Genomic DNA, 19,261 nt, shown 5'->3' with positions numbered 1-19,261 from the left:
AGCAGTCCGATTATTAGCTTCGATACTTGAAGACATAGTCTCTGCGGCGTTGCTTTTACCTTCAGATGGTGGGTGGCGTGAAGTTGTGCGCCACTGGAACCACCACCGGAGGGCTTGCCCCCACACGCCGGCAGCGAGGCCGGTGGCCCGAGGAGTTACACGTGACCAGCACTGCGCAGGCACCCCCATCAGGAGCCGGGACGGCTCACCCCGAACATCTCGGGCACGTCATCTTCATCGCGGCGGCGGCCGCGATGGGCGGTTTCCTCTTCGGTTACGACAGCGCCGTGATCAACGGCGCCGTCGAAGCGATACGCGGCCGCTACGACATCGGTTCCGCGGCCCTGGCGCAGGTCATCGCCATCGCGCTGATCGGCTGCGCCATCGGCGCCGCGACCGCGGGCCGGATAGCCGACCGCATCGGCCGGATCCGCTGCATGCAGATCTCCGCCGCCCTCTTCACGGTCAGCGCCGTCGGTTCCGCGCTTCCGTTCGCGCTGTGGGACCTCGCCCTGTGGCGCATCATCGGCGGATTCGCCATCGGCATGGCCTCCGTCATCGGCCCCGCCTACATCGCCGAGGTCTCCCCGGCCGCCTACCGCGGCCGGCTCGGGTCCTTCCAGCAGGCCGCGATCGTCGTCGGCATCGCCATCTCGCAGCTGGTCAACTGGGGCATCCTGAACGCCGCGGGCGGCGACCAGCGCGGCAAGCTCATGGGGCTCGAGGCCTGGCAGGTCATGCTCGGCGTCATGGTCGTCCCGGCCGTCCTGTACGGCCTGCTCTCCTTCGCGATCCCCGAGTCGCCGCGCTTCCTGATCTCCGTGGGCAGGCACGACCGCGCCCACGAGGTGCTCAAGGAGGTCGAGGGCGACAAGATCGACCTGGGCGCCCGCGTCGCCGAGATCGAGCACGCCATGAAGAGCGAGCACAAGTCGAGTTTCAAGGACCTGCTCGGCGGCGGCTTCTTCTTCAAGCCGATCGTCTGGGTCGGTATCGGCCTCTCGGTCTTCCAGCAGTTCGTCGGCATCAACGTCGCGTTCTACTACTCCTCGACGCTGTGGCAGTCGGTCGGTGTCGACCCCTCGCAGTCGTTCTTCTACTCGTTCACCACGTCGATCATCAACATCATCGGCACCGTGATCGCCATGATCTTCGTCGACCGGGTCGGCCGCAAGCCGCTCGCGCTCATCGGTTCCGTGGGCATGGTCATCGGTCTCGGCCTCGAAGCGTGGGCGTTCTCCTACGACCTGGTGGGCGGCAAGCTGCCGGCCACCCAGGGCTGGGTCGCCCTGATCGCCGCGCACGTCTTCGTCCTCTTCTTCGCCCTCTCCTGGGGTGTCGTGGTCTGGGTCTTCCTCGGCGAGATGTTCCCGAACCGGATCCGTGCCGCCGCCCTCGGCGTGGCCGCCTCCGCGCAGTGGATCGCCAACTGGGCCATCACCGCGAGCTTCCCGTCGCTGGCCGACTGGAACCTCTCCGCGACCTACGTGATCTACACGGTCTTCGCCGCGCTCTCCATCCCCTTCGTGCTCAAGTACGTCAAGGAGACCAAGGGCAAGTCCCTGGAGGAGATGGGCTAGACCCGCACCCCCCGACTCGGGGAGAAGGGCCAAGTCCCCGCTGCCCCTCTCCTCGTACTCGTGAGAGACGTGATGCCCCGGCTCAGCCTTCCAGGCTCCTGAGCCGGGGCATCACGTCTTCGCAGAACAGGCGCAGGCTGCGCCAGCCCTCCTCGACGGGCATGCCACCGGACAGCGGATGGAGTACGTGGTGGTCGAGGCCCTGGGCCACGCACGCCTCGGGCGTCAGGATGCGGTACACGCCCTCGGCGCGCAGTTCCTCGACCGTGGTGGCCGCCGACTTCACCGCCGAGCGGATGTCACCGGACTGCCAGGAGGCGTACGTCCGTGCCTCGTGCAGGAAGTGCCGGCCGTACGCGGCCCAGGCCCGGTCCGGGTCCTCGGCGATGTGCAGCAGCGGGGTCTCGGCCGCGGGCATCATGGTCCAGCCCTCGGTGCCGTACTCGATCAGCTGCTCCTTGTAGTAGGCCTCCAGGGCGGGAAGGTGCGCGCTGGGGAAGAACGGCAGCCCGAGCCGGGCGGCGCGACGGGCGGCGGCCCGGGAGGATCCGCCCACCAGCAGCAGCGGATGCGGATCCGAGAACGGGCGCGGGGTGACCCGTACGGTCCGGCCGCGGTAGGTGAACTCCTCGCCGGTCCACGCCTTCAGCACCGTCTCCAGCACCTCGTCCTGGAGCCGGCCGCGCCGCTTCCAGTCGACGTCGAACAGGGCGTACTCCTCCGGCCGGTAGCCGATGCCCGCCACCGTCACCAGACGTCCGCCGCTCAGCAGATCGAGTACGGCGACGTCCTCGGCGAGCCGCAGCGGATCGTGCAGCGGGCCGATGATCGCCGAGACCGTGACCGCCAGGTGCCGGGTCGCGCCGAAGACCGCGCCCGCGAAGGTGAACGGCGAGGGCAGCCAGTTGTTGGCGACGCCGTGATGTTCCTCGGTCTGCACGGTGGTGACGCCGTGGTCGTCGGCGTAGGCGGACATCTCGACCGCGGCCCGGTAGCGGGCGCTCAGTGACGCGGGAGTCGCGTCCGGGTCGACGAGATTGAAGCGCACGACCGTCACGGGCATGGGGAGCCCCCTTCGTGTGTGGAGGGGGACGGTAGCTGACGGATCGTCAGACAGCCATAGTCGCGAGCTCTTCGGCGGGTTCCGCCCCGGGGGCCACCGGGGGTTTCGGCAGGACGGCGTAGAGGAGGAAGGAGGTCACCATCGTCGCGGCCCAGCCGAGGCCGTACGCGCCGACCGGATTACCCGTCGCCAGCGGGCCCGTGAACCAGTCGGACGTGGTGAACAGCAGTCCGCAGCCGAGGCCGACCGCCCACGCCGCGACCGCGGCCGGGCTGAAGCCGCCCCGGTACCAGTAGGCGCTGCCGCGCGTGGTGTCGAGCAGGGCCCCGGCGTCGTACGCCGGGCGGCGCAGCATGTCCGCGCCGAAGACACCGGCCCAGGCCGAGAACGTGACCGCGAGCAGGGTCAGGAACGCGAGGAACGAGCCGATGAAGGAGGGCGCGACCAGCATCAGGACGCCGCCGAGGAGCAGCGAGACGACGGCGTTGACCGCGACCGCCCAGGGGCGTGGCAGCCTGACGCCGAGGCTCTGCGCGGTGAAGCCCGCCGAGTACATCGACATGGCGTTGATCAGCACCATGCCGACCAGCGCGATGAGCAGGTAGGGCACCGCCAGCCACGGCGGCAGGGCGGCGCCGAGGAACGAGACCGGGTCGGCGGCCCAGGCCAGGTCCGGCGTGGCGACCGCCATGACCGCGCCCATCAGGGTCAGCGGGACTACGACCACGACGGCGCCGCCGAGCGAGCAGTACACGATCGCCGCGGACGAGGCCCCGCGCGGCAGATAGCGCGTGAAGTCCGGAGCCGAGGGCGCCCAGCTGATCCCGCCCGCCGCGATCAGCCCGATGCCCGTGATCATCAGGTGCGTCGGTCCCGCCGGCCCCCGCAGGACCTCGTCCCAGTCCGTCCTGGCGGCCAGGCGGCCGAGGACGAGGAGGGAGAAGGCGGCGAACAGGCAGGCCGCCCACCTGTTGCACCGGTGCACGGCGTTGATACCGAGGCCGGAGATCGCGAACGTCGCGACCACGAAGATGAGCAGGGCCACGAGCATCAGGAACGCGTTGCTCCTGATGCCGAGGAAGATGTCCAGGACGGTCAGCAGGGCGTAGGCGCCGGTCACCGCGTTGATCGTCTCCCAGCCCCAGCGCGAGACCCAGATCAGCGAGCCGGGCAGGAGGTTCCCGCGCTGGCCGAAGACGGCACGGGACAGAGTCATGCCGGGCGCGCCGCCCCGCTTGCCCGCGATGCCGATGAACCCGACCAGGCCGAACGACAGGGTCGGCGCCACGGTGGCGACCACCAGGCTCTGCCAGAGGCCGAGTCCGTACGACACGGCCAGCGTGGCGCCCATGGTCAGCAGCAGGACGGTGATGTTGGCCGCCACCCAGGTGGGGAAGAGGTCGCGGGTTCTCGCATGCCGCCCGGAGTTCGGCACGGGCTCGATGCCACGCGTTTCGAGGGCGCCATCGGAGGGCTCGGCGGTGCTCATGGGCAATGATCATAGATTATGTCGGTTTGTCGCCTTTCCTGTGTTCCTGCTCCCGTATGAGGTCACGGATTCCCTCCCCGGCAAGGGAATCTCCCTCCCCGGGGAGCGATGACTGATACTGGGGGCGTTATGGAAACCGTCATCCTTGCTGTAGTCATCGCCGTGGTCGTGATCGGCGCACTCGGCGGGCTCGTCATCGGCAGTCGCCGCAAGAAGCCGCTGCCCCCGGCGCCCCCCACCACGCCCGACATCACCGCCCCTCCGGCCGAGCCGCACCTCGGCGACGAGGCCGAGACCCCGCGCGACGAAGCGCGCCGGACGATAGAGGAGGTGGACCTTCCGGACGGCTCGTCGCCGTCCGGCGTCGCCGTCGAGGAACCCGCGCCTGTCATCGAGGCGCCCGCGATCGAGATCCCGGAGCCCACCGCCGGACGCATGGTGCGGCTGCGCGGACGGCTCTCCCGCTCGCAGAACGCGCTCGGCAAGGGGCTGCTCACCCTCCTCTCGCGCGAGCACCTCGACGAGGACACCTGGGAGGAGATCGAGGACACGCTGCTGACCGCGGACGTCGGCGTGCGGCCCACCCAGGACCTGGTCGAGCGGTTGCGTGAGCGCGTGAAGGTGCTCGGCACCCGCACGCCCGGGGAACTGCGCTCGCTGCTGCGCGAGGAACTCCTGCGGATCCTCGTCCCCGAGTTCGACCGGACGGTCAAGACCGACTCCAACCTCGACACCCCGGGCATCGTGATGGTCGTCGGCGTCAACGGCACCGGAAAGACCACCACCACCGGCAAGCTCGCCCGCGTGCTCGTCGCCGACGGCAAGAACGTGGTGCTGGGCGCCGCGGACACCTTCCGTGCCGCCGCCGCCGACCAGCTGCAGACCTGGGGCGAGCGCGTCGGCGCCCGCACCGTGCGCGGCCCCGAGGGCGGCGACCCCGCCTCGATCGCCTTCGACGCGGTCAAGGAGGGCATCGAGGAGGGCGCGGACGTCGTCCTCATCGACACCGCCGGGCGCCTGCACACCAAGACCGGCCTCATGGACGAGCTCGGCAAGGTCAAGCGTGTCGTCGAGAAGCACGCGCCGCTCGACGAGGTGCTGCTCGTCCTCGACGCCACGACGGGCCAGAACGGTCTCATCCAGGCGCGGGTCTTCGCGGAGGTCGTCGACATCACCGGCATCGTGCTGACCAAGCTGGACGGCACCGCCAAGGGCGGCATCGTGATCGCGGTCCAGCGCGAGCTGGGCGTGCCGGTCAAGCTGGTGGGTCTGGGCGAGGGCGCGGACGACCTGGCCCCGTTCGAGCCCGAGGCGTTCGTGGACGCGCTCATTGGCGAGTGATCCCGGCTTAGGCGCACAGGAAAGCGTCCGTTCCCGCGGTGCGACGGGAACGGACGCTTCGTCGTATCGGGGGAACGGGCCGCTTTCGTCGTACCCGGCGCTTCGTCCTGCCGACGGGCGCCGGCCGTGGTTACGCGCGCGACCGGTGCGCCACGTAGGCCAGCGTCCCCAGCAGCAGGCGCGCCTGCGGCGGCCTGGTCGCCGAGTCCAGCGCGGGGGAGCGCAGCCAGCGGACCGGGCCGAGGCCCGCGCGATCGGAGGGCGGCGCCGTGACGAACGTACCGGGGCCCAGGCCGTGCAGGTCGAGGGACGCGTCGTCCCAGCCCATCCGGTAGAGCAGCTCGGGAAGCTCGGCGGCCGCGCCGGGGGCGACGAAGAAGTGGGCGCGGCCGTCCGGGGTGGCGGTCACGGGGCCCGTGGGCAGCCCCATCCGCTCCAGCCGGACCAGCGCGCGCCGTCCGGCGGGCTCGGCGACGTCGATCACGTCGAAGGCGCGGCCGACCGGCAGCATCATCGCGGCACCGGGGAACTCGGACCAGGCCTCGGACACCTCGGCGAGCGTCGCGCCCGCCGGGATCACCGGTGCGAAGTCCAGCGGATGCGCCCCCGGCGCGGAGCAGCCGGCCCTTCCGCACGAACACGCCCCCGCGGCGGCCCGGGCGCCGGGAACCACGTCCCACCCCCACAGTCCGGTGAACTCGGCCACCGCGGTGCACTCCGACGAGCGGCCGCGGCGGCGGGAGCCGGGCCGGATCTCGCGAATCCCCCGGCTGCTGCCGATCGTGAAGCCCATGCCCCCTCCAACGGGTCCGACGCACCCATGGTTACGACCCGGATGCAATCCGTTACTCACTGTGCTCGCTCGCGCCTGTGCCTCTGTCCGCGTCCGTGTCTGTGCTCGTGCCCCCGGGTGCCGCGCGGCCTCGGCGGCGCGTAGGAGCACTCCAGGGGTTGCGTTCCGCTCTGCGCGCCCCTGTGTGCACCGTTGCGCCCACTTCTGGCTGTCCTATGTCAAGTGAATCGTGTACTGGCGATCCGGAGTTCATTCGAAGGGGTGGCGAAAGGTGGCGTTTCACGGATCGCCATGGCTGGACGGGTGATCGTAGGATTACTTTGAGTACACGAGTCCTGGGGACGAATGCACTCGTGGGTATGCCGGAGGCAACTCGGCTTCCCGTTCGAAGGGTGAGAACCACCGGACGTGCGGCCGTATTTACCGGCATTCTGATAGGGCTTGGCGCACGCAGCGTACAAGTGGTCTCAGGGATGGGGGCGTTCCAGTGGGCGGCAACGGCGGAAGCGGTGTGAACGCTGACAAGCGCCCGAATGAGCTGTTGGGCTCGTGGTTCGTGCGCAGTGGCTGGTCGAAGGGCGAGCTGGCGCGTCAAGTGAACCGCAGGGCCCGCCAGCTGGGGGCCAGTCACATCTCCACGGACACCTCGCGGGTACGGCGCTGGCTGGACGGCGAGAACCCGCGCGAGCCGATTCCGCGGATCCTCTCCGAGCTGTTCTCCGAGCGGTTCGGCTGTGTCGTCGCCGTCGAGGACCTCGGCCTGCGCGCCGCCCATCAGTCACCTTCCGTGTCGGGTGTGGACCTGCCCTGGACCGGCCCGCAGACCGTCGCCCTGATCAGCGAGTACTCGCGCAGCGACCTGATGCTCGCGCGCCGCGGCTTCCTCGGCAGCTCGCTGGCCCTCTCCGCCGGGCCGTCCCTCATCGAACCGATGCAGCGCTGGCTGGTGCCCACCCCGCCCCCGCCCCCGGAGGAGCCCGAGCACCCGGCCGCCGCCCGCCGCGCCGGCCGCCTCTCCGCACCGGAGCTGGACCTCCTGGAGTCCACCACCGTGATGTTCCGCCAGTGGGACGCCCAGTGCGGCGGCGGTCTGCGGCGTAAGGCGGTCGTCGGACAGCTGCACGAGGTGACCGACCTGCTCCAGGAGCCCCAGCCCGCGGCGACCAGCAGGCGGCTGTTCAAGGTGGCCGCCGAGCTGGCCGAGCTGGCGGGCTGGATGAGCTACGACGTGGGTCTCCAGCCCACCGCGCAGAAGTACTTCGTGCTCGCCCTGCACGCCTCCAAGGAGGCCGGCGACAAGCCGCTGGGCTCGTACATCCTCTCCAGCATGAGCCGCCAGATGATCCACCTCGGCCGGCCCGACGACGCGCTGGAACTGATCCACCTCGCGCAGTACGGGAGCCGGGACTGCGCGAGCCCGCGCACCCAGTCCATGCTGTATGCGATGGAGGCCCGCGCCTACGCCAACATGGGACAGCCGGGAAAGTGCAAGCGTGCCGTCCGGATGGCCGAGGACAGCTTCGAGGACGTCCACGACTGGGACGACCCCGATCCCGACTGGATCCGCTTCTTCTCGCAGGCCGAACTGCACGGCGAGAACTCGCACTCCTACCGTGACCTCGCCTACGTCGCGGGCCGCAGTCCCACCTACGCCTCGCTCTCCGAGCCCCTGATGCAGCAGGCCGTCGACCTCTTCGCCAAGGACACCGAACACCAGCGCTCGTACGCACTCAACCTCATCGGCATGGCCACCGTGCACCTGCTGCGGCGCGAGCCCGAACAGAGTGCGGTATTGGCCAAGGACGCGATGGCGGTCGCCAGGAAAGTGCGCTCGGAGCGCGTGAACACTCGTATCCGAAAGACGGTCGACACGGCCGTCCGTGACTTCGGTGAGCTCGCGGAGGTCGTGGACCTCGCCGAGCAGCTCGCCGTGGACCTTCCGGAGACCGCGGAAGCGGTCTGAGCCCAGGCCGCGCAAGCGGTCCGATCCCAGTACCCCGGCCACGGCCGGCCGTCCCGAACTGCCCGACTCGGCTCCCCCATGCCAGGTCATCGGACGACCGGCCGTGGCCGGTTTCTTCGTATCCGGGGAAGGTTGCGCAACAATAACGATCGCTCCGCCCGGTATCGGGCAGTTCATGCACGCGTAACACACGAGACGCCTTCGTCACTGCGGCGAAACATCGAGGGGCGTCGACCGAAACCGCGCTGCGTCAATCTCATGGCGCATAACCGGCCCACCCCTCATGACCGCTCAGGCTTCGCCCGCACGGGGCCGTACCAACGACGAGGAGACGCCGATGGCACCAGCCATCACGCTAGCCGCAGAAGCTCCCAAGCTCTCGGCCGCCAACACCGGGTTCATGCTCATCTGTTCCGCCCTGGTGCTGATCATGACCCCCGGCCTGGCCTTCTTCTACGGAGGCATGGTCCGGGTCAAGAGCACCCTGAACATGCTGATGATGAGCTTCATCAGCATGGGGATCATCACGATCCTGTGGGTCCTGTACGGCTTCTCCCTCGCCTTCGGCACGGACAAGGGCTCCTTCATCGGCTGGACCTCGGACTGGGTCGGCCTCAGCAACGTCGGCCTGACGGAGCTGTGGCCCGGATACACCATCCCGATCTTCGTCTTCATGATCTTCCAGCTGATGTTCGCCATCATCACGCCCGCGCTGATAAGCGGTGCGCTGGCGGACCGGGTGAAGTTCACGGCGTGGTCGCTGTTCATCACGCTGTGGGCCACGGTCGTCTACTTCCCGGTCGCCCACTGGGTCTGGGGCACCGGCGGCTGGGCGTTCGACCTCGGCGTCATCGACTTCGCCGGTGGTACGGCCGTCCACATCAACGCGGGTGCCGCGGCGCTCGGCGTGATCCTGGTCATCGGCAAGCGCGTCGGCTTCAAGAAGGACCCGATGCGTCCGCACAGCCTCCCGCTGGTGATGCTCGGCTCCGGTCTGCTGTGGTTCGGCTGGTTCGGGTTCAACGCCGGTTCGTGGCTCGGCAACGACGACGGCGTCGGCGCGCTGATGTTCGTCAACACGCAGGTCGCCACCGCCGCCGCCATGCTGGCCTGGCTCATCTACGAGAAGATCCGCCACGGCGCGTTCACCACGCTGGGCGCCGCCTCCGGCGCGGTCGCCGGTCTGGTCGCCATCACCCCGTCCGGTGGCGCGGTCTCCCCGCTCGGCGCGATCGCCGTCGGCGCCATCGCCGGTGTGGTCTGCGCCCTGGCCGTCGGCCTCAAGTACAGGTTCGGCTACGACGACTCCCTCGACGTGGTCGGCGTGCACCTCGTCGGCGGTGTCATCGGCTCCCTGCTGATCGGCTTCTTCGCCAGCGGCAAGGGCCAGTCCACCGTCGAGGGCCTCTTCTACGGCGGCGGCCTCACCCAGTTCTGGAAGCAGTGCGCCGGCGTCTTCGCCGTCCTCGGCTACTCCCTCGTCGTCTCCGCGATCCTCGCCTTCCTCATCGACAGGACGATGGGCATGCGGGTGAGCGAGGACGAGGAGATCGCGGGCATCGACCAGGCCGAGCACGCCGAGACCGCATACGACTTCAGCGGAGCGGGCGGCGGCATCGTCGGCGGCTCGGTCTCCGCCCTCGCGGGCACGCACAGCAAGAAGGTGGACGCATGAAGCTCATCACCGCCGTCGTGAAGCCCCACCGGCTCGACGAGATCAAGGAGGCCCTGCAGGCCTTCGGGGTGCATGGTCTGACGGTCACCGAGGCCAGTGGCTACGGCCGCCAGCGGGGACACACCGAGGTCTACCGTGGTGCCGAGTACACCGTCGACCTGGTCCCCAAGATCCGCATAGAGGTGCTGGCCGAGGACGACGACGCCGAGCAGCTGATCGACGTCGTGGTGAAGGCGGCCCGCACGGGCAAGATCGGTGACGGCAAGGTGTGGTCCATCCCGGTCGAGACGGCCGTCCGGGTCCGGACCGGCGAGCGCGGCCCGGACGCGCTCTGAGCGGAAGAACAGAACAGGAGCGCTGGGTGACGAGTACGGGCATGCGTACGGAAGCAGAGGACTCGGGACCCAGCGGTTACGCGGCGGCCCGGCTGCGCCTCCTCCAGGAGGGGGCGCGGTCCGGGCCGCCGCGCCGTGCCGCCCTCGCCGAACTGACGGACGAGTGGCTGACCGGCCTCTTCGGCGCGGGCACCCAGGGCGGCAAGGGCGGCGGCGGGCGACGGGACGGCCTGCGCGGGGTCTCGCTCGTCGCCGTCGGCGGCTACGGCCGCGGTGAACTCTCCCCGCGCAGCGACCTCGATCTGCTCCTCCTGCACGACGGCGGCGACTCCGGCGCGGTCGCCGCCCTCGCCGACCGCGTCTGGTACCCCGTCTGGGACCTCGGTCTCGCGCTCGACCACTCCGTCCGTACCCCCGGCGAGGCCCGCAAGACGGCCGGCGACGACCTCAAGGTCCAACTGGGGCTGCTCGACGCACGCCACATCGCGGGCGACCTCGGCCTCACCGCCTCACTGCGTACGGCCGTCCTCGCCGACTGGCGCAACCAGGCCCCCAAACGTCTCCTCGAACTCCAGGAACTCTGCGTCGAGCGGGCCGAGCGCCAGGGCGAACTGCAGTACCTGCTGGAACCGGACCTCAAGGAGGCCCGCGGCGGTCTCCGCGACGCCACCGCCCTGCGCGCCGTCGCCGCCTCCTGGCTGGCCGACGCGCCCCGCGAGGGCCTCGCCGACGCCCGACGGCGCCTGCTCGACGTACGCGACGCGCTGCATCTGGCCACCGGACGCGCCACCGACCGGCTCGCGCTCCAGGAACAGGACCAGGTCGCCGCGGAACTGGGACTGCTGGACGCCGACACCCTGCTGCGCCAGGTCTACGAGGCCGCGCGCGTCGTCTCGTACGCCAGTGACGTCACCTGGCGCGAGGTCGGGCGCGTGCTCAAGTCACGCGCCGTACGGCCGCGGCTGCGCGCCATGCTCGGCGGCGGCGCCAAACCCGCGGCCGAGCGCTCACCCCTCGCCGAGGGCGTCGTCGAGATGGACGGCGAGGTGGTCCTCGCCCGCGCCGCACGCCCCGAGCGCGACCCCGTGCTCCCGCTGCGCGCCGCGGCCGCAGCGGCGCAGTCGGGACTCCCGCTGTCCCTGCACGCCGTGCGGCGCATGGCCGCCGCCGTCGCGCGCCCGCTGCCCACACCCTGGCCCGCCGAGGCCCGGGAACAGCTCGTCACCCTGCTCGGCTCCGGGCGGCCGACCATCGAGGTCTGGGAGGCGCTGGAGGCCGAGGGCCTGATCACCCGGCTGCTGCCCGACTGGGAGCGGGTGCGCTGCCGGCCGCAGCGCAACGCCGTGCACATCTGGACCGTCGACCGCCACCTCATCGAGACGGCCGTCCGCGCCTCCGAGCTGACCCGCCGGGTGGGCCGCCCCGACCTCCTCCTCGTCGCCTCCCTGCTGCACGACATCGGCAAGGGCTGGCCCGGCGACCACTCCGTCGCGGGCGAGATCATCGCCCGCGACGTGGCCACCCGGATCGGCTTCGACCGCGCCGACGTGGCCGTCCTCGCCACCCTCGTACGCCACCATCTGCTGCTCGTCGACACGGCCACCCGGCGCGACCTGGAGGACCCGGCGACCGTCCGCTCGGTCGCCGACGCCGTCGGCTCCCAGGGCACCCTCGAACTCCTGCACGCGCTCACCGAGGCGGACGCGCTGGCCACCGGGCCCGCCGCCTGGTCCTCATGGCGCGGCTCCCTCGTCACCGACCTGGTGAAACGGGTCGCCGCCGTGCTCGCCGGGGACGCCCCCGAGGAGCCCGAGGCGGCGGCCCCCACGGCCGAGCAGGAACGGCTCGCGATCGAGGCCTTCCGCACCGGCGGCCCGGTCCTGGCCCTGCGCGCGCAGGCCGAGCCGCCCACCGAGGAGGAACCCTCAGGAGATCCGGAACCCCTCGGCGTGGAACTGCTCATCGCCGTCCCCGACCAGCCCGGGGTGCTGCCCGCGGTGGCCGGGGTCCTCGCGATGCACCGCCTGACCGTCCGCACGGCCGAGCTGCGCGCGTTCGACCTGCCCGACGGTGTGCGGGGCTCGGTGCTGCTGCTCAACTGGCGGGTCGCCGCCGAGTACGGCTCACTCCCGCAGGCCGCCCGGCTGCGCGCCGACCTCGTCCGTGCCCTGGACGGTTCCCTGGACATCGCCGCCCGGCTCGCCGAGCGCGACGCGGCCTATCCGCGGCGCCGCGGAACCATCGCGCCGCCGCCCCGGGTCACGGTCGCCCCGGCGGCCTCCCGGCACGCCACGGTCATCGAGGTCCGCGCGCACGACGCCCCCGGCCTGCTGCACCGCATCGGCCGCGCCCTGGAGGACGCGCGCGTACGGGTGCGCAGCATGCACGTCTCCACGCTCGGCGCCAACGCCGTGGACGCCTTCTACGTGACCGGAACGGAGGGCACCCCACTGCCGGGGGAGGAGGCCGCCTCCGTGGCCCGTGGGCTGGAGGAGATGCTGCGGGGATGACCGGGACCGAGGCCGCCCCCGGGCTCGTACGAACGCGGTGGAGACCCCACCGCACGCGGCCGGATACCCTGGAGGGCGATTCCCATCGCCCCCGACCCCTGAGGACAGACGAGCGCCGTGTTCGATACTCTCTCCGATCGCCTCTCAGCGACGTTCAAGAACCTGCGGGGCAAGGGCCGGCTGTCCGAAGCTGACATCGACGCCACCGCACGCGAGATCCGTATCGCGCTCCTCGAGGCCGACGTGGCCCTGCCGGTCGTGCGGACCTTCATCAAGAACGTCAAGGAACGTGCCCTCGGCGCCGAGGTCTCCAAGGCGCTGAACCCGGCCCAGCAGGTCCTGAAGATCGTGAACGACGAGCTCGTCACGATCCTCGGCGGCGAGACCCGTCGTCTGCGGTTCGCCAAGAACCCGCCCACCGTGCTGATGCTCGCCGGTCTGCAGGGCGCCGGTAAGACCACGCTCGCCGGAAAGCTCGGCAAGTGGCTCAAGGACCAGGGCCACTCGCCGCTCCTGGTGGCCGCCGACCTCCAGCGCCCGAACGCCGTGAACCAGCTCAGCGTCGTCGCCGAGCGTGCCGGAGTCGCCGTCTACGCGCCCGAGCCGGGCAACGGCGTCGGCGACCCGGTCAAGGTCGCCAGGGACTCCATGGAGTTCGCGAAGACGAAGGTCCACGACATCGTGATCGTGGACACCGCGGGCCGCCTCGGCATCGACCAGGAGCTGATGCGGCAGGCCGCGGACATCCGCGACGCGGTCAGCCCCGACGAGATCCTCTTCGTCGTCGACGCGATGATCGGCCAGGACGCGGTCAACACCGCCGAGGCGTTCCGCGACGGCGTCGGCTTCGACGGCGTGGTGCTCTCCAAGCTCGACGGCGACGCCCGCGGTGGTGCCGCGCTCTCCATCGCCTCGGTCACCGGCAAGCCGATCATGTTCGCGTCGAACGGCGAGAAGCTCGACGACTTCGACGCGTTCCACCCGGACCGGATGGCCTCCCGCATCCTCGACATGGGTGACCTGCTCACCCTGATCGAGCAGGCGGAGAAGACGTTCAGCCAAGAAGAGGCCGAGAAGATGGCCTCCAAGCTGGCGTCCAAGAAGGGCCAGGACTTCACCCTGGACGACTTCCTGTCCCAGATGGAACAGGTCAGGAAGATGGGCAGCATCAGCAAGCTGCTCGGCATGCTCCCGGGCATGGGCCAGATCAAGGACCAGATCAACAACCTCGACGAGCGCGACGTCGACCGCACGGCCGCCATCATCAAGTCGATGACCCCGGCCGAGCGCCAGGAGCCGACGATCATCAACGGCTCGCGCCGCGCCCGTATCGCCAAGGGCTCGGGCGTCGAGGTCAGTGCGGTCAAGGGCCTGGTCGAGCGCTTCTTCGAGGCCCGCAAGATGATGTCCCGCATGGCCCAGGGCGGCGGTATGCCGGGAATGCCCGGGATTCCGGGCATGGGCGGCGGCCCCGGCCGCGCCAAGAAGAAGGTCAAGCAGGCCAAGGGCAAGCAGCGCTCCGGCAACCCGATGAAGCGCAAGCAGCAGGAGGAGGAGGCCGCGGCGCGCCGCGAGGCCGGTGCCCAGCCGGGCGGCGCCTTCGGACTGCCGGCCGGTCAGCAGGGACAGGACTTCGAGCTGCCGGACGAGTTCAAGAAGTTCATGGACTGATCGCACCGACGCATGGACGGACGGTACGTCCCGTGTGCCACCGCCGTCCCGTACGTCACCGGGGACGCCCCTCGCCGGAGGGGCGCCCCCGGCGCTTTTCCGGCGGCTTCCTGCGCGTGCTGGCGCGCAGGGTGTGGCGTAACGTCCTGATATGAGCAACCCCGTGCCGCCACGCAAGGACCCTGACCAGCCGTGGCGTACCGAGGGCACGCCACCCGAGCCGAGCCCGCCGCCCTCCGGGCGGAGGAAGATGCCGGGTGGCTGGATAGGCCTGGCGGTCGCCGCTCTGATCGTGTTCGTGATCGCCGTCCTGGCGCTGTCCTTCTTCAACGAGGGCAACGAGCCGACGATCTCGTACACGGAGTTCAGCAAACAGATCGACGGGGGCAACGTCTCCAAGATCTACTCCAAGGGCGACGCGATCCAGGGTGAACTGAGGGCCGCCCGGAACAAGCCGGACGGCGGCGGGAAGTACACCAAGTTCAAGACACAGCGCCCGTCCTTCGCGGACGACAAGCTGTGGCAGAACCTGGAGAAGCGCGGCGTCACGGTGACCGCCTCGCCGGTGGTCCAGCAGCGCAGCCTGCTGTCCAACCTGCTGCTCTCCCTCGCCCCGATCCTGGTCCTGGTGGCGCTGTGGTTCCTCGTCGCCCGGCGGCTGCGGCCGGGGATGGGCGGTCCGGGCGGCATGCTCGGCCGCAAGGCACCCCCCAAACCCGTCGAACTGCAGCCCGGCGCGCAGCGCACGACCTTCGCGGACGTGGCGGGCATCGACGAGGTCGCGGGCGAGCTCAACGACGTCGTGGACTTCCTCAAGAATCCGGGCGCCTACCGCAAAATGGGCGCCAAGATGCCACGCGGCGTACTCCTCGCGGGCCCTCCCGGCACCGGAAAGACCCTGCTCGCACGGGCGGTGGCGGGGGAGGCGGGGGTGCCGTTCTTCTCGGCCTCGGCGTCGGAGTTCATCGAGATGATCGTCGGCGTCGGTGCCTCGCGCGTCCGTGAGCTGTTCGCCGAGGCCCGCAAGGTCGCCCCCTCCATCATGTTCATCGACGAGATCGACACCATCGGCCGGGCCCGCGCCGGCGGCTCGCCGATGGGCGGCCACGACGAGCGCGAGCAGACCCTGAACCAGATCCTCACCGAGATGGACGGCTTCTCGGGCGCCGAGGGCGTCATCGTCATCGCCGCGACCAACCGCGCCGACATCCTGGACCCGGCGCTGACCCGGCCCGGCCGCTTCGACCGGGTCGTCAACGTCTCGCCGCCCGACCGCCGTGGCCGCGAGGCGATCCTGGAGATCCACACCCGCGAGATCCCGCTCTCCCCGGACGTGGACCTGGCCCAGGTGGCCCGGACGACCCCGGGCATGACGGGTGCCGATCTGGCCAACCTCGCCAACGAGGCGGCACTGCTCGCGGTCAAGCGCAAACAGGAACAGGTGACACGGACGGACCTCTCCGAAGCGCTGGAGAAGGTGCAGCTGGGTGCCGAACGCCCGCTGGTCATGCCCTACGAGGAGCGCCGCCGCACGGCCTACCACGAGAGCGGTCACGCGCTGCTCGGCATGCTGCGGCCGGGCGCCGACCCGGTCCGCAAGATCACCATCGTCCCGCGCGGGCGCGCGCTCGGCGTCACGCTCTCGACCCCGGACGCCGACCGCTACGCGTACACCGAGGAGTACCTGCGCGGCCGGATCATCGGCGCCCTGGGCGGCATGGCCGCCGAGCACGTCGTCTACGCGGTCGTCACCACCGGCTCCGAGAACGACCTCGAACAGGTCACCAACATCGTCCGGGGCATGGTCGCCCGCTGGGGCATGACCGAGCGCGTCGGCCGGCTCTCCGCCCTCCCGGGCGACGCCCAGCAGGCCTACGGCCTCGCCGCCGCCCCGGCGACCCTCGACTCCATCGACCACGAGATGCGCCGCATCGTCGACGAGTGCTACGAGGAGGCCTGCCAGAATCTCATCGACCACCGCGACCAGCTGGACGCCCTGGCGGAGGCGCTGCTCGCCAACGAGACGCTGGAGGAGGCGGACGCGTACCGGATCGCCGGCATCACCCGGACGCGGAAGGAGGAGGGCTGAGCCCTCGCCCGCCGGAGTGGCGCCGGGCTCTCCGCGCCCCCTCGTCCGGGTGACCGGATGCCTGGCTCGTCCGGGTGACCGGATGCGTGCCTGGTCAGGGCGACCGTATGGCCACCTCGTGCCGGCGGCCGCATGGCCACCCCGTCCGCCGCCCGGACGCGGCTACCTCGTCCGGGCGATCAGATACCGGAAGACGTTCGGCATCCACACCGTCCCGTCCCGCCGGCGGTGGGCATGGAGCGCTTCCGTGAGTTCCTTGTCGACCTGGACCTCGTCCGCCGCGGCCACCGCCGCGTCCAGCAGCCCGGTCGACCGCAGCCCCCGTACCGCGCTTTCCACGTCCGCGTACCCGAAGGGGCACGCGACCCGTCCCGACCCGTCGAGCCCGAGCCCGGCGCGCTCGGCGATCTCCTCCAGGTCGTCCCGCCGGGCGGCCCGCCACCCGCCGCCGCCCGGCGGTGGTTCGGCCAGTCCGCCGACGCCCCGCAGTACGGCGGACGTCGCGCAGCGCTCCGGCGGCCCCCAGCCCACGAGCACCACGGCCGCCCCCCGCTCGGCGAGCGGCGCGGCCGCCTCCAGCACTTCGACCAGCCCGTCGGAGTCACCCGCCATCCCGCCGACCGGCTCGAACGCGGTCACCAGGTCGTACGCGGGTCCCTCGGCGCCGGCCAGGTCCGCGGGCGTGCCCCGCACGATCCGGGCGTCGTCGCGCGCGTGCGTGCCGTGTCCCTCAGGAAGCAGCCGTTCCCGAGCGAGCCTCACTCGTTCGGGTGAGGAGTCGTCGACCCCGGTCACCGCGGCGCCCCGGGAGGCCGCCGTCAGCAGGGCCAGCCCGGAACCGCAGCCGAGGCCCAGCAGCCGTGTCCCGCCGCCGACTTCGAGTCGCTCGTAGACGGCCTCGTGGAGCGGAACCAGCATCCGCTCCTGGATCTCGGCCCAGTCACGCGCGCGTACCCGCGAGTCCACACGGGAGGCAGGTCCCGTGTGCTGCAGGTGTTGCCGCACGAGCGTAGGTGTCATCGAAAGCGCCCCAATCCGCCGAGAGTTGTCGCTGTGCCCCGTTTCCCCGACCCCCGCGCCGTGCGCGCGCACTTCCCCCGTATGTCAGATAACTCCGCACTCGTCGCGGCGTCCAGGGGTTGCGGCGCGCTGCTTGTGCGCTGTCCGCGCGCGGCGCGAGAATTCACGTCCCGGCAACGTGGGCCCGTACGATCGCGCCATGGCAAAGGCACCTGTTCTCACGCCCCAGGCGGACGACTTCCCGCGCTGGTACCAGGACCTGATCAACAAGGCCGAGCTGGCCGACAACGGGCCGGTGCGCGGCACCATGATCATCCGGCCCTACGGGTACGGGCTGTGGGAGCGGATGCAGCAGGAGATGGACGCCCGCATCAAGGCGGCGGGTGCCCAGAACGCGTACTTCCCGCTCTTCATCCCGCAGTCGTACCTGACGAAGGAGGCCGAGCACGTCGAGGGTTTCGCCCCCGAGCTCGCGGTCGTCACGCACGGCGGCGGCAAGGAGCTGGAGGAGCCGGTCGTCGTCCGCCCCACCTCCGAGACGATCATCAACGCCTCCTTCTCCAAGTGGGTGCAGAGCTACCGCGACCTGCCGCTGCTGATCAACCAGTGGGCGAACGTGGTCCGTTGGGAGATGCGCCCGCGCGTGTTCCTGCGTACCACCGAGTTCCTGTGGCAGGAGGGCCACACCGCCCACGCCACCTACGAGGACGCCCGGGACTACGCCGCGTACATCCACAAGGAGGTGTACGAGGACTTCATGGTGAACGTCCTCGGCATCGACGTGCTGCTCGGCCGCAAGACCCCGAGGGAGCGGTTCGCCGGCGCCGTCAACACCCTCACGCTCGAAGGCATGATGCGCGACGGCAAGGCCCTCCAGATGGGCACCAGCCACGAACTCGGCCAGAACTTCGCGAAGGCCTTCAACACCCAGTACCTCTCCAAGGACGGCCGGCAGGAACTCGTCTGGCAGACCTCCTGGGGGTCCTCGACCCGCATGGTCGGTGGCCTGATCATGTCGCACGGCGACGACAGCGGGTTGCGGGTGCCGCCACGCCTCGCCCCCGTCCAGGCCGTCGTCCTCGCGATCAAGGGCGACGAGGCGGTTCTGGCCAAGGTCCGCGAGATCGGCGACCGGCTCTCGGCGGCGGGCGTACGGGTCCAGGTGGACGACCGCACGGACACCCCCTTCGGGCGGCGCGCGGTCGACTGGGAGCTCAAGGGCGTACCGGTGCGCGTCGAGGTCGGCCCCCGTGACCTGGAGAACGGCACCGCGATGCTGGCCCGCCGCATCCCCGGGGGCAAGGAGCCGGTCGCCCTCGACGCGCTGGCGGGACTGCTCCCCACCCTCCTCGAGGAGGACCAGGCGCTCCTCCTCCAACAGTCGCGCGAGCGCCGCGCGTCCCGTACGTCGGACGTGGCGACGATCGAGCAGGCCGTCGAGGCCGCCACGGCCGGCGGCTGGGCCCGCATTCCGTGGGCCGACCTCGGCGAAGAGGGCGAGACCAGGCTCGCCGAGCACTCCGTGACCGTACGGTGTCTGGTCGCCGAGGACGGGTCGGTGCCCGGCAGCGACGACGCACCGGGTAACGTCGCGGTCGTGGCGCGCGCCTACTGAGCCGTTCCCGAGGGCGGCCGAAACGTCTCTTGCGCATCTGATGACGACAGCTACCCCGGCGCGCGGACAGTGCCTACGCGCCGGGGCGTACGCGTGACTACGTACCAGCTTGGTGCG

13 protein-coding genes are annotated in these 19,261 nt (G+C 70.8%); 9 read left to right on the top strand and 4 right to left on the bottom strand.

Features of this window, described 5'->3' with window-relative positions:
- Positions 1 to 161: 161 nt before the first annotated feature.
- Entirely contained in the window at positions 162 to 1,580 is a 1,419-nt protein-coding gene (locus ABZV34_RS00150; protein WP_356269941.1) for a sugar porter family MFS transporter, read from the top strand.
- A gap of 82 nt (positions 1,581 to 1,662) precedes the next feature.
- On the opposite strand, the gene ABZV34_RS00145 is transcribed toward ABZV34_RS00150, so the two are convergent.
- Both ABZV34_RS00145 and ABZV34_RS00140 read right to left on the bottom strand, forming a co-directional pair.
- Positions 1,663 to 2,643: an LLM class flavin-dependent oxidoreductase gene (locus ABZV34_RS00145; RefSeq protein WP_356269939.1), complete on the bottom strand. Its 981-nt coding sequence runs from the start codon at positions 2,641 to 2,643 to the stop codon at positions 1,663 to 1,665.
- A gap of 46 nt (positions 2,644 to 2,689) precedes the next feature.
- On the bottom strand, positions 2,690 to 4,132 hold the full coding sequence (locus ABZV34_RS00140; RefSeq protein ID WP_356269937.1) for a cytosine permease: 1,443 nt from the start codon (positions 4,130 to 4,132) through the stop codon (positions 2,690 to 2,692).
- Between the two features lie 129 nt (positions 4,133 to 4,261).
- On the opposite strand from ABZV34_RS00140, the gene ftsY reads away from it, so the two are divergent.
- Complete coding sequence (ftsY, locus tag ABZV34_RS00135; protein WP_356269935.1) at positions 4,262 to 5,473, top strand: signal recognition particle-docking protein FtsY; 1,212 nt, start codon at positions 4,262 to 4,264, stop codon at positions 5,471 to 5,473.
- Positions 5,474 to 5,603: 130 nt separating this feature from the next.
- Here the strand turns inward: ftsY and ABZV34_RS00130 are convergent, their stop codons facing one another.
- Positions 5,604 to 6,266: a bifunctional DNA primase/polymerase gene (locus tag ABZV34_RS00130; RefSeq protein ID WP_356269933.1), complete on the bottom strand. Its 663-nt coding sequence runs from the start codon at positions 6,264 to 6,266 to the stop codon at positions 5,604 to 5,606.
- A 487-nt stretch (positions 6,267 to 6,753) separates the two neighbouring features.
- Here ABZV34_RS00130 and ABZV34_RS00125 point away from each other — a divergent pair, with 487 nt between their 5' ends.
- The 6 genes from ABZV34_RS00125 (at position 6,754) to ftsH (ending at position 16,509) form a co-directional block, all read left to right on the top strand.
- On the top strand, positions 6,754 to 8,229 hold the full coding sequence (locus ABZV34_RS00125) for a hypothetical protein (protein WP_356269931.1): 1,476 nt from the start codon (positions 6,754 to 6,756) through the stop codon (positions 8,227 to 8,229).
- Between the two features lie 337 nt (positions 8,230 to 8,566).
- Positions 8,567 to 9,904 (top strand): ammonium transporter, encoded by a 1,338-nt coding sequence (locus ABZV34_RS00120; RefSeq protein WP_356269929.1) that lies wholly within the window; start codon positions 8,567 to 8,569, stop codon positions 9,902 to 9,904.
- On the top strand, positions 9,901 to 10,239 hold the full coding sequence (locus ABZV34_RS00115) for a P-II family nitrogen regulator (RefSeq protein WP_054235369.1): 339 nt from the start codon (positions 9,901 to 9,903) through the stop codon (positions 10,237 to 10,239). Before ABZV34_RS00120 ends, ABZV34_RS00115 begins: the two co-directional genes overlap by 4 nt.
- Before the next feature lie 26 nt (positions 10,240 to 10,265).
- Positions 10,266 to 12,749 carry a [protein-PII] uridylyltransferase gene (locus tag ABZV34_RS00110; protein ID WP_356269927.1) on the top strand — a complete coding sequence of 828 codons (2,484 nt, stop codon included), beginning with the start codon at positions 10,266 to 10,268 and terminating at the stop codon, positions 12,747 to 12,749.
- 117 nt (positions 12,750 to 12,866) lie between these two features.
- Positions 12,867 to 14,420 carry a signal recognition particle protein gene (gene ffh, locus ABZV34_RS00105; RefSeq protein ID WP_356269925.1) on the top strand — a complete coding sequence of 518 codons (1,554 nt, stop codon included), beginning with the start codon at positions 12,867 to 12,869 and terminating at the stop codon, positions 14,418 to 14,420.
- Between the two features lie 151 nt (positions 14,421 to 14,571).
- The gene (ftsH, locus tag ABZV34_RS00100; RefSeq protein ID WP_356269923.1) at positions 14,572 to 16,509 is read left to right on the top strand and encodes an ATP-dependent zinc metalloprotease FtsH; all 1,938 of its coding nucleotides are present in this window, start codon (positions 14,572 to 14,574) and stop codon (positions 16,507 to 16,509) included.
- 162 nt (positions 16,510 to 16,671) lie between these two features.
- On the opposite strand, the gene ABZV34_RS00095 is transcribed toward ftsH, so the two are convergent.
- A complete protein-coding gene (locus ABZV34_RS00095; RefSeq protein ID WP_356269921.1) occupies positions 16,672 to 17,529 on the bottom strand; it encodes a methyltransferase domain-containing protein in 858 nt (285 codons plus the stop codon).
- Positions 17,530 to 17,728: 199 nt separating this feature from the next.
- Here ABZV34_RS00095 and proS point away from each other — a divergent pair, with 199 nt between their 5' ends.
- Positions 17,729 to 19,144 carry a proline--tRNA ligase gene (gene proS / locus ABZV34_RS00090; protein WP_356269919.1) on the top strand — a complete coding sequence of 472 codons (1,416 nt, stop codon included), beginning with the start codon at positions 17,729 to 17,731 and terminating at the stop codon, positions 19,142 to 19,144.
- Positions 19,145 to 19,261: the final 117 nt, after the last annotated feature.

The organism is Streptomyces sp. NPDC005195 (genome assembly GCF_040608315.1).
In the GTDB taxonomy this organism is placed as follows: domain Bacteria; phylum Actinomycetota; class Actinomycetes; order Streptomycetales; family Streptomycetaceae; genus Streptomyces; species Streptomyces kaempferi.
The sequence above is the reverse complement of the archived record's forward strand: the minus strand, read 5'-3'. Positions and strand labels throughout refer to the sequence as shown.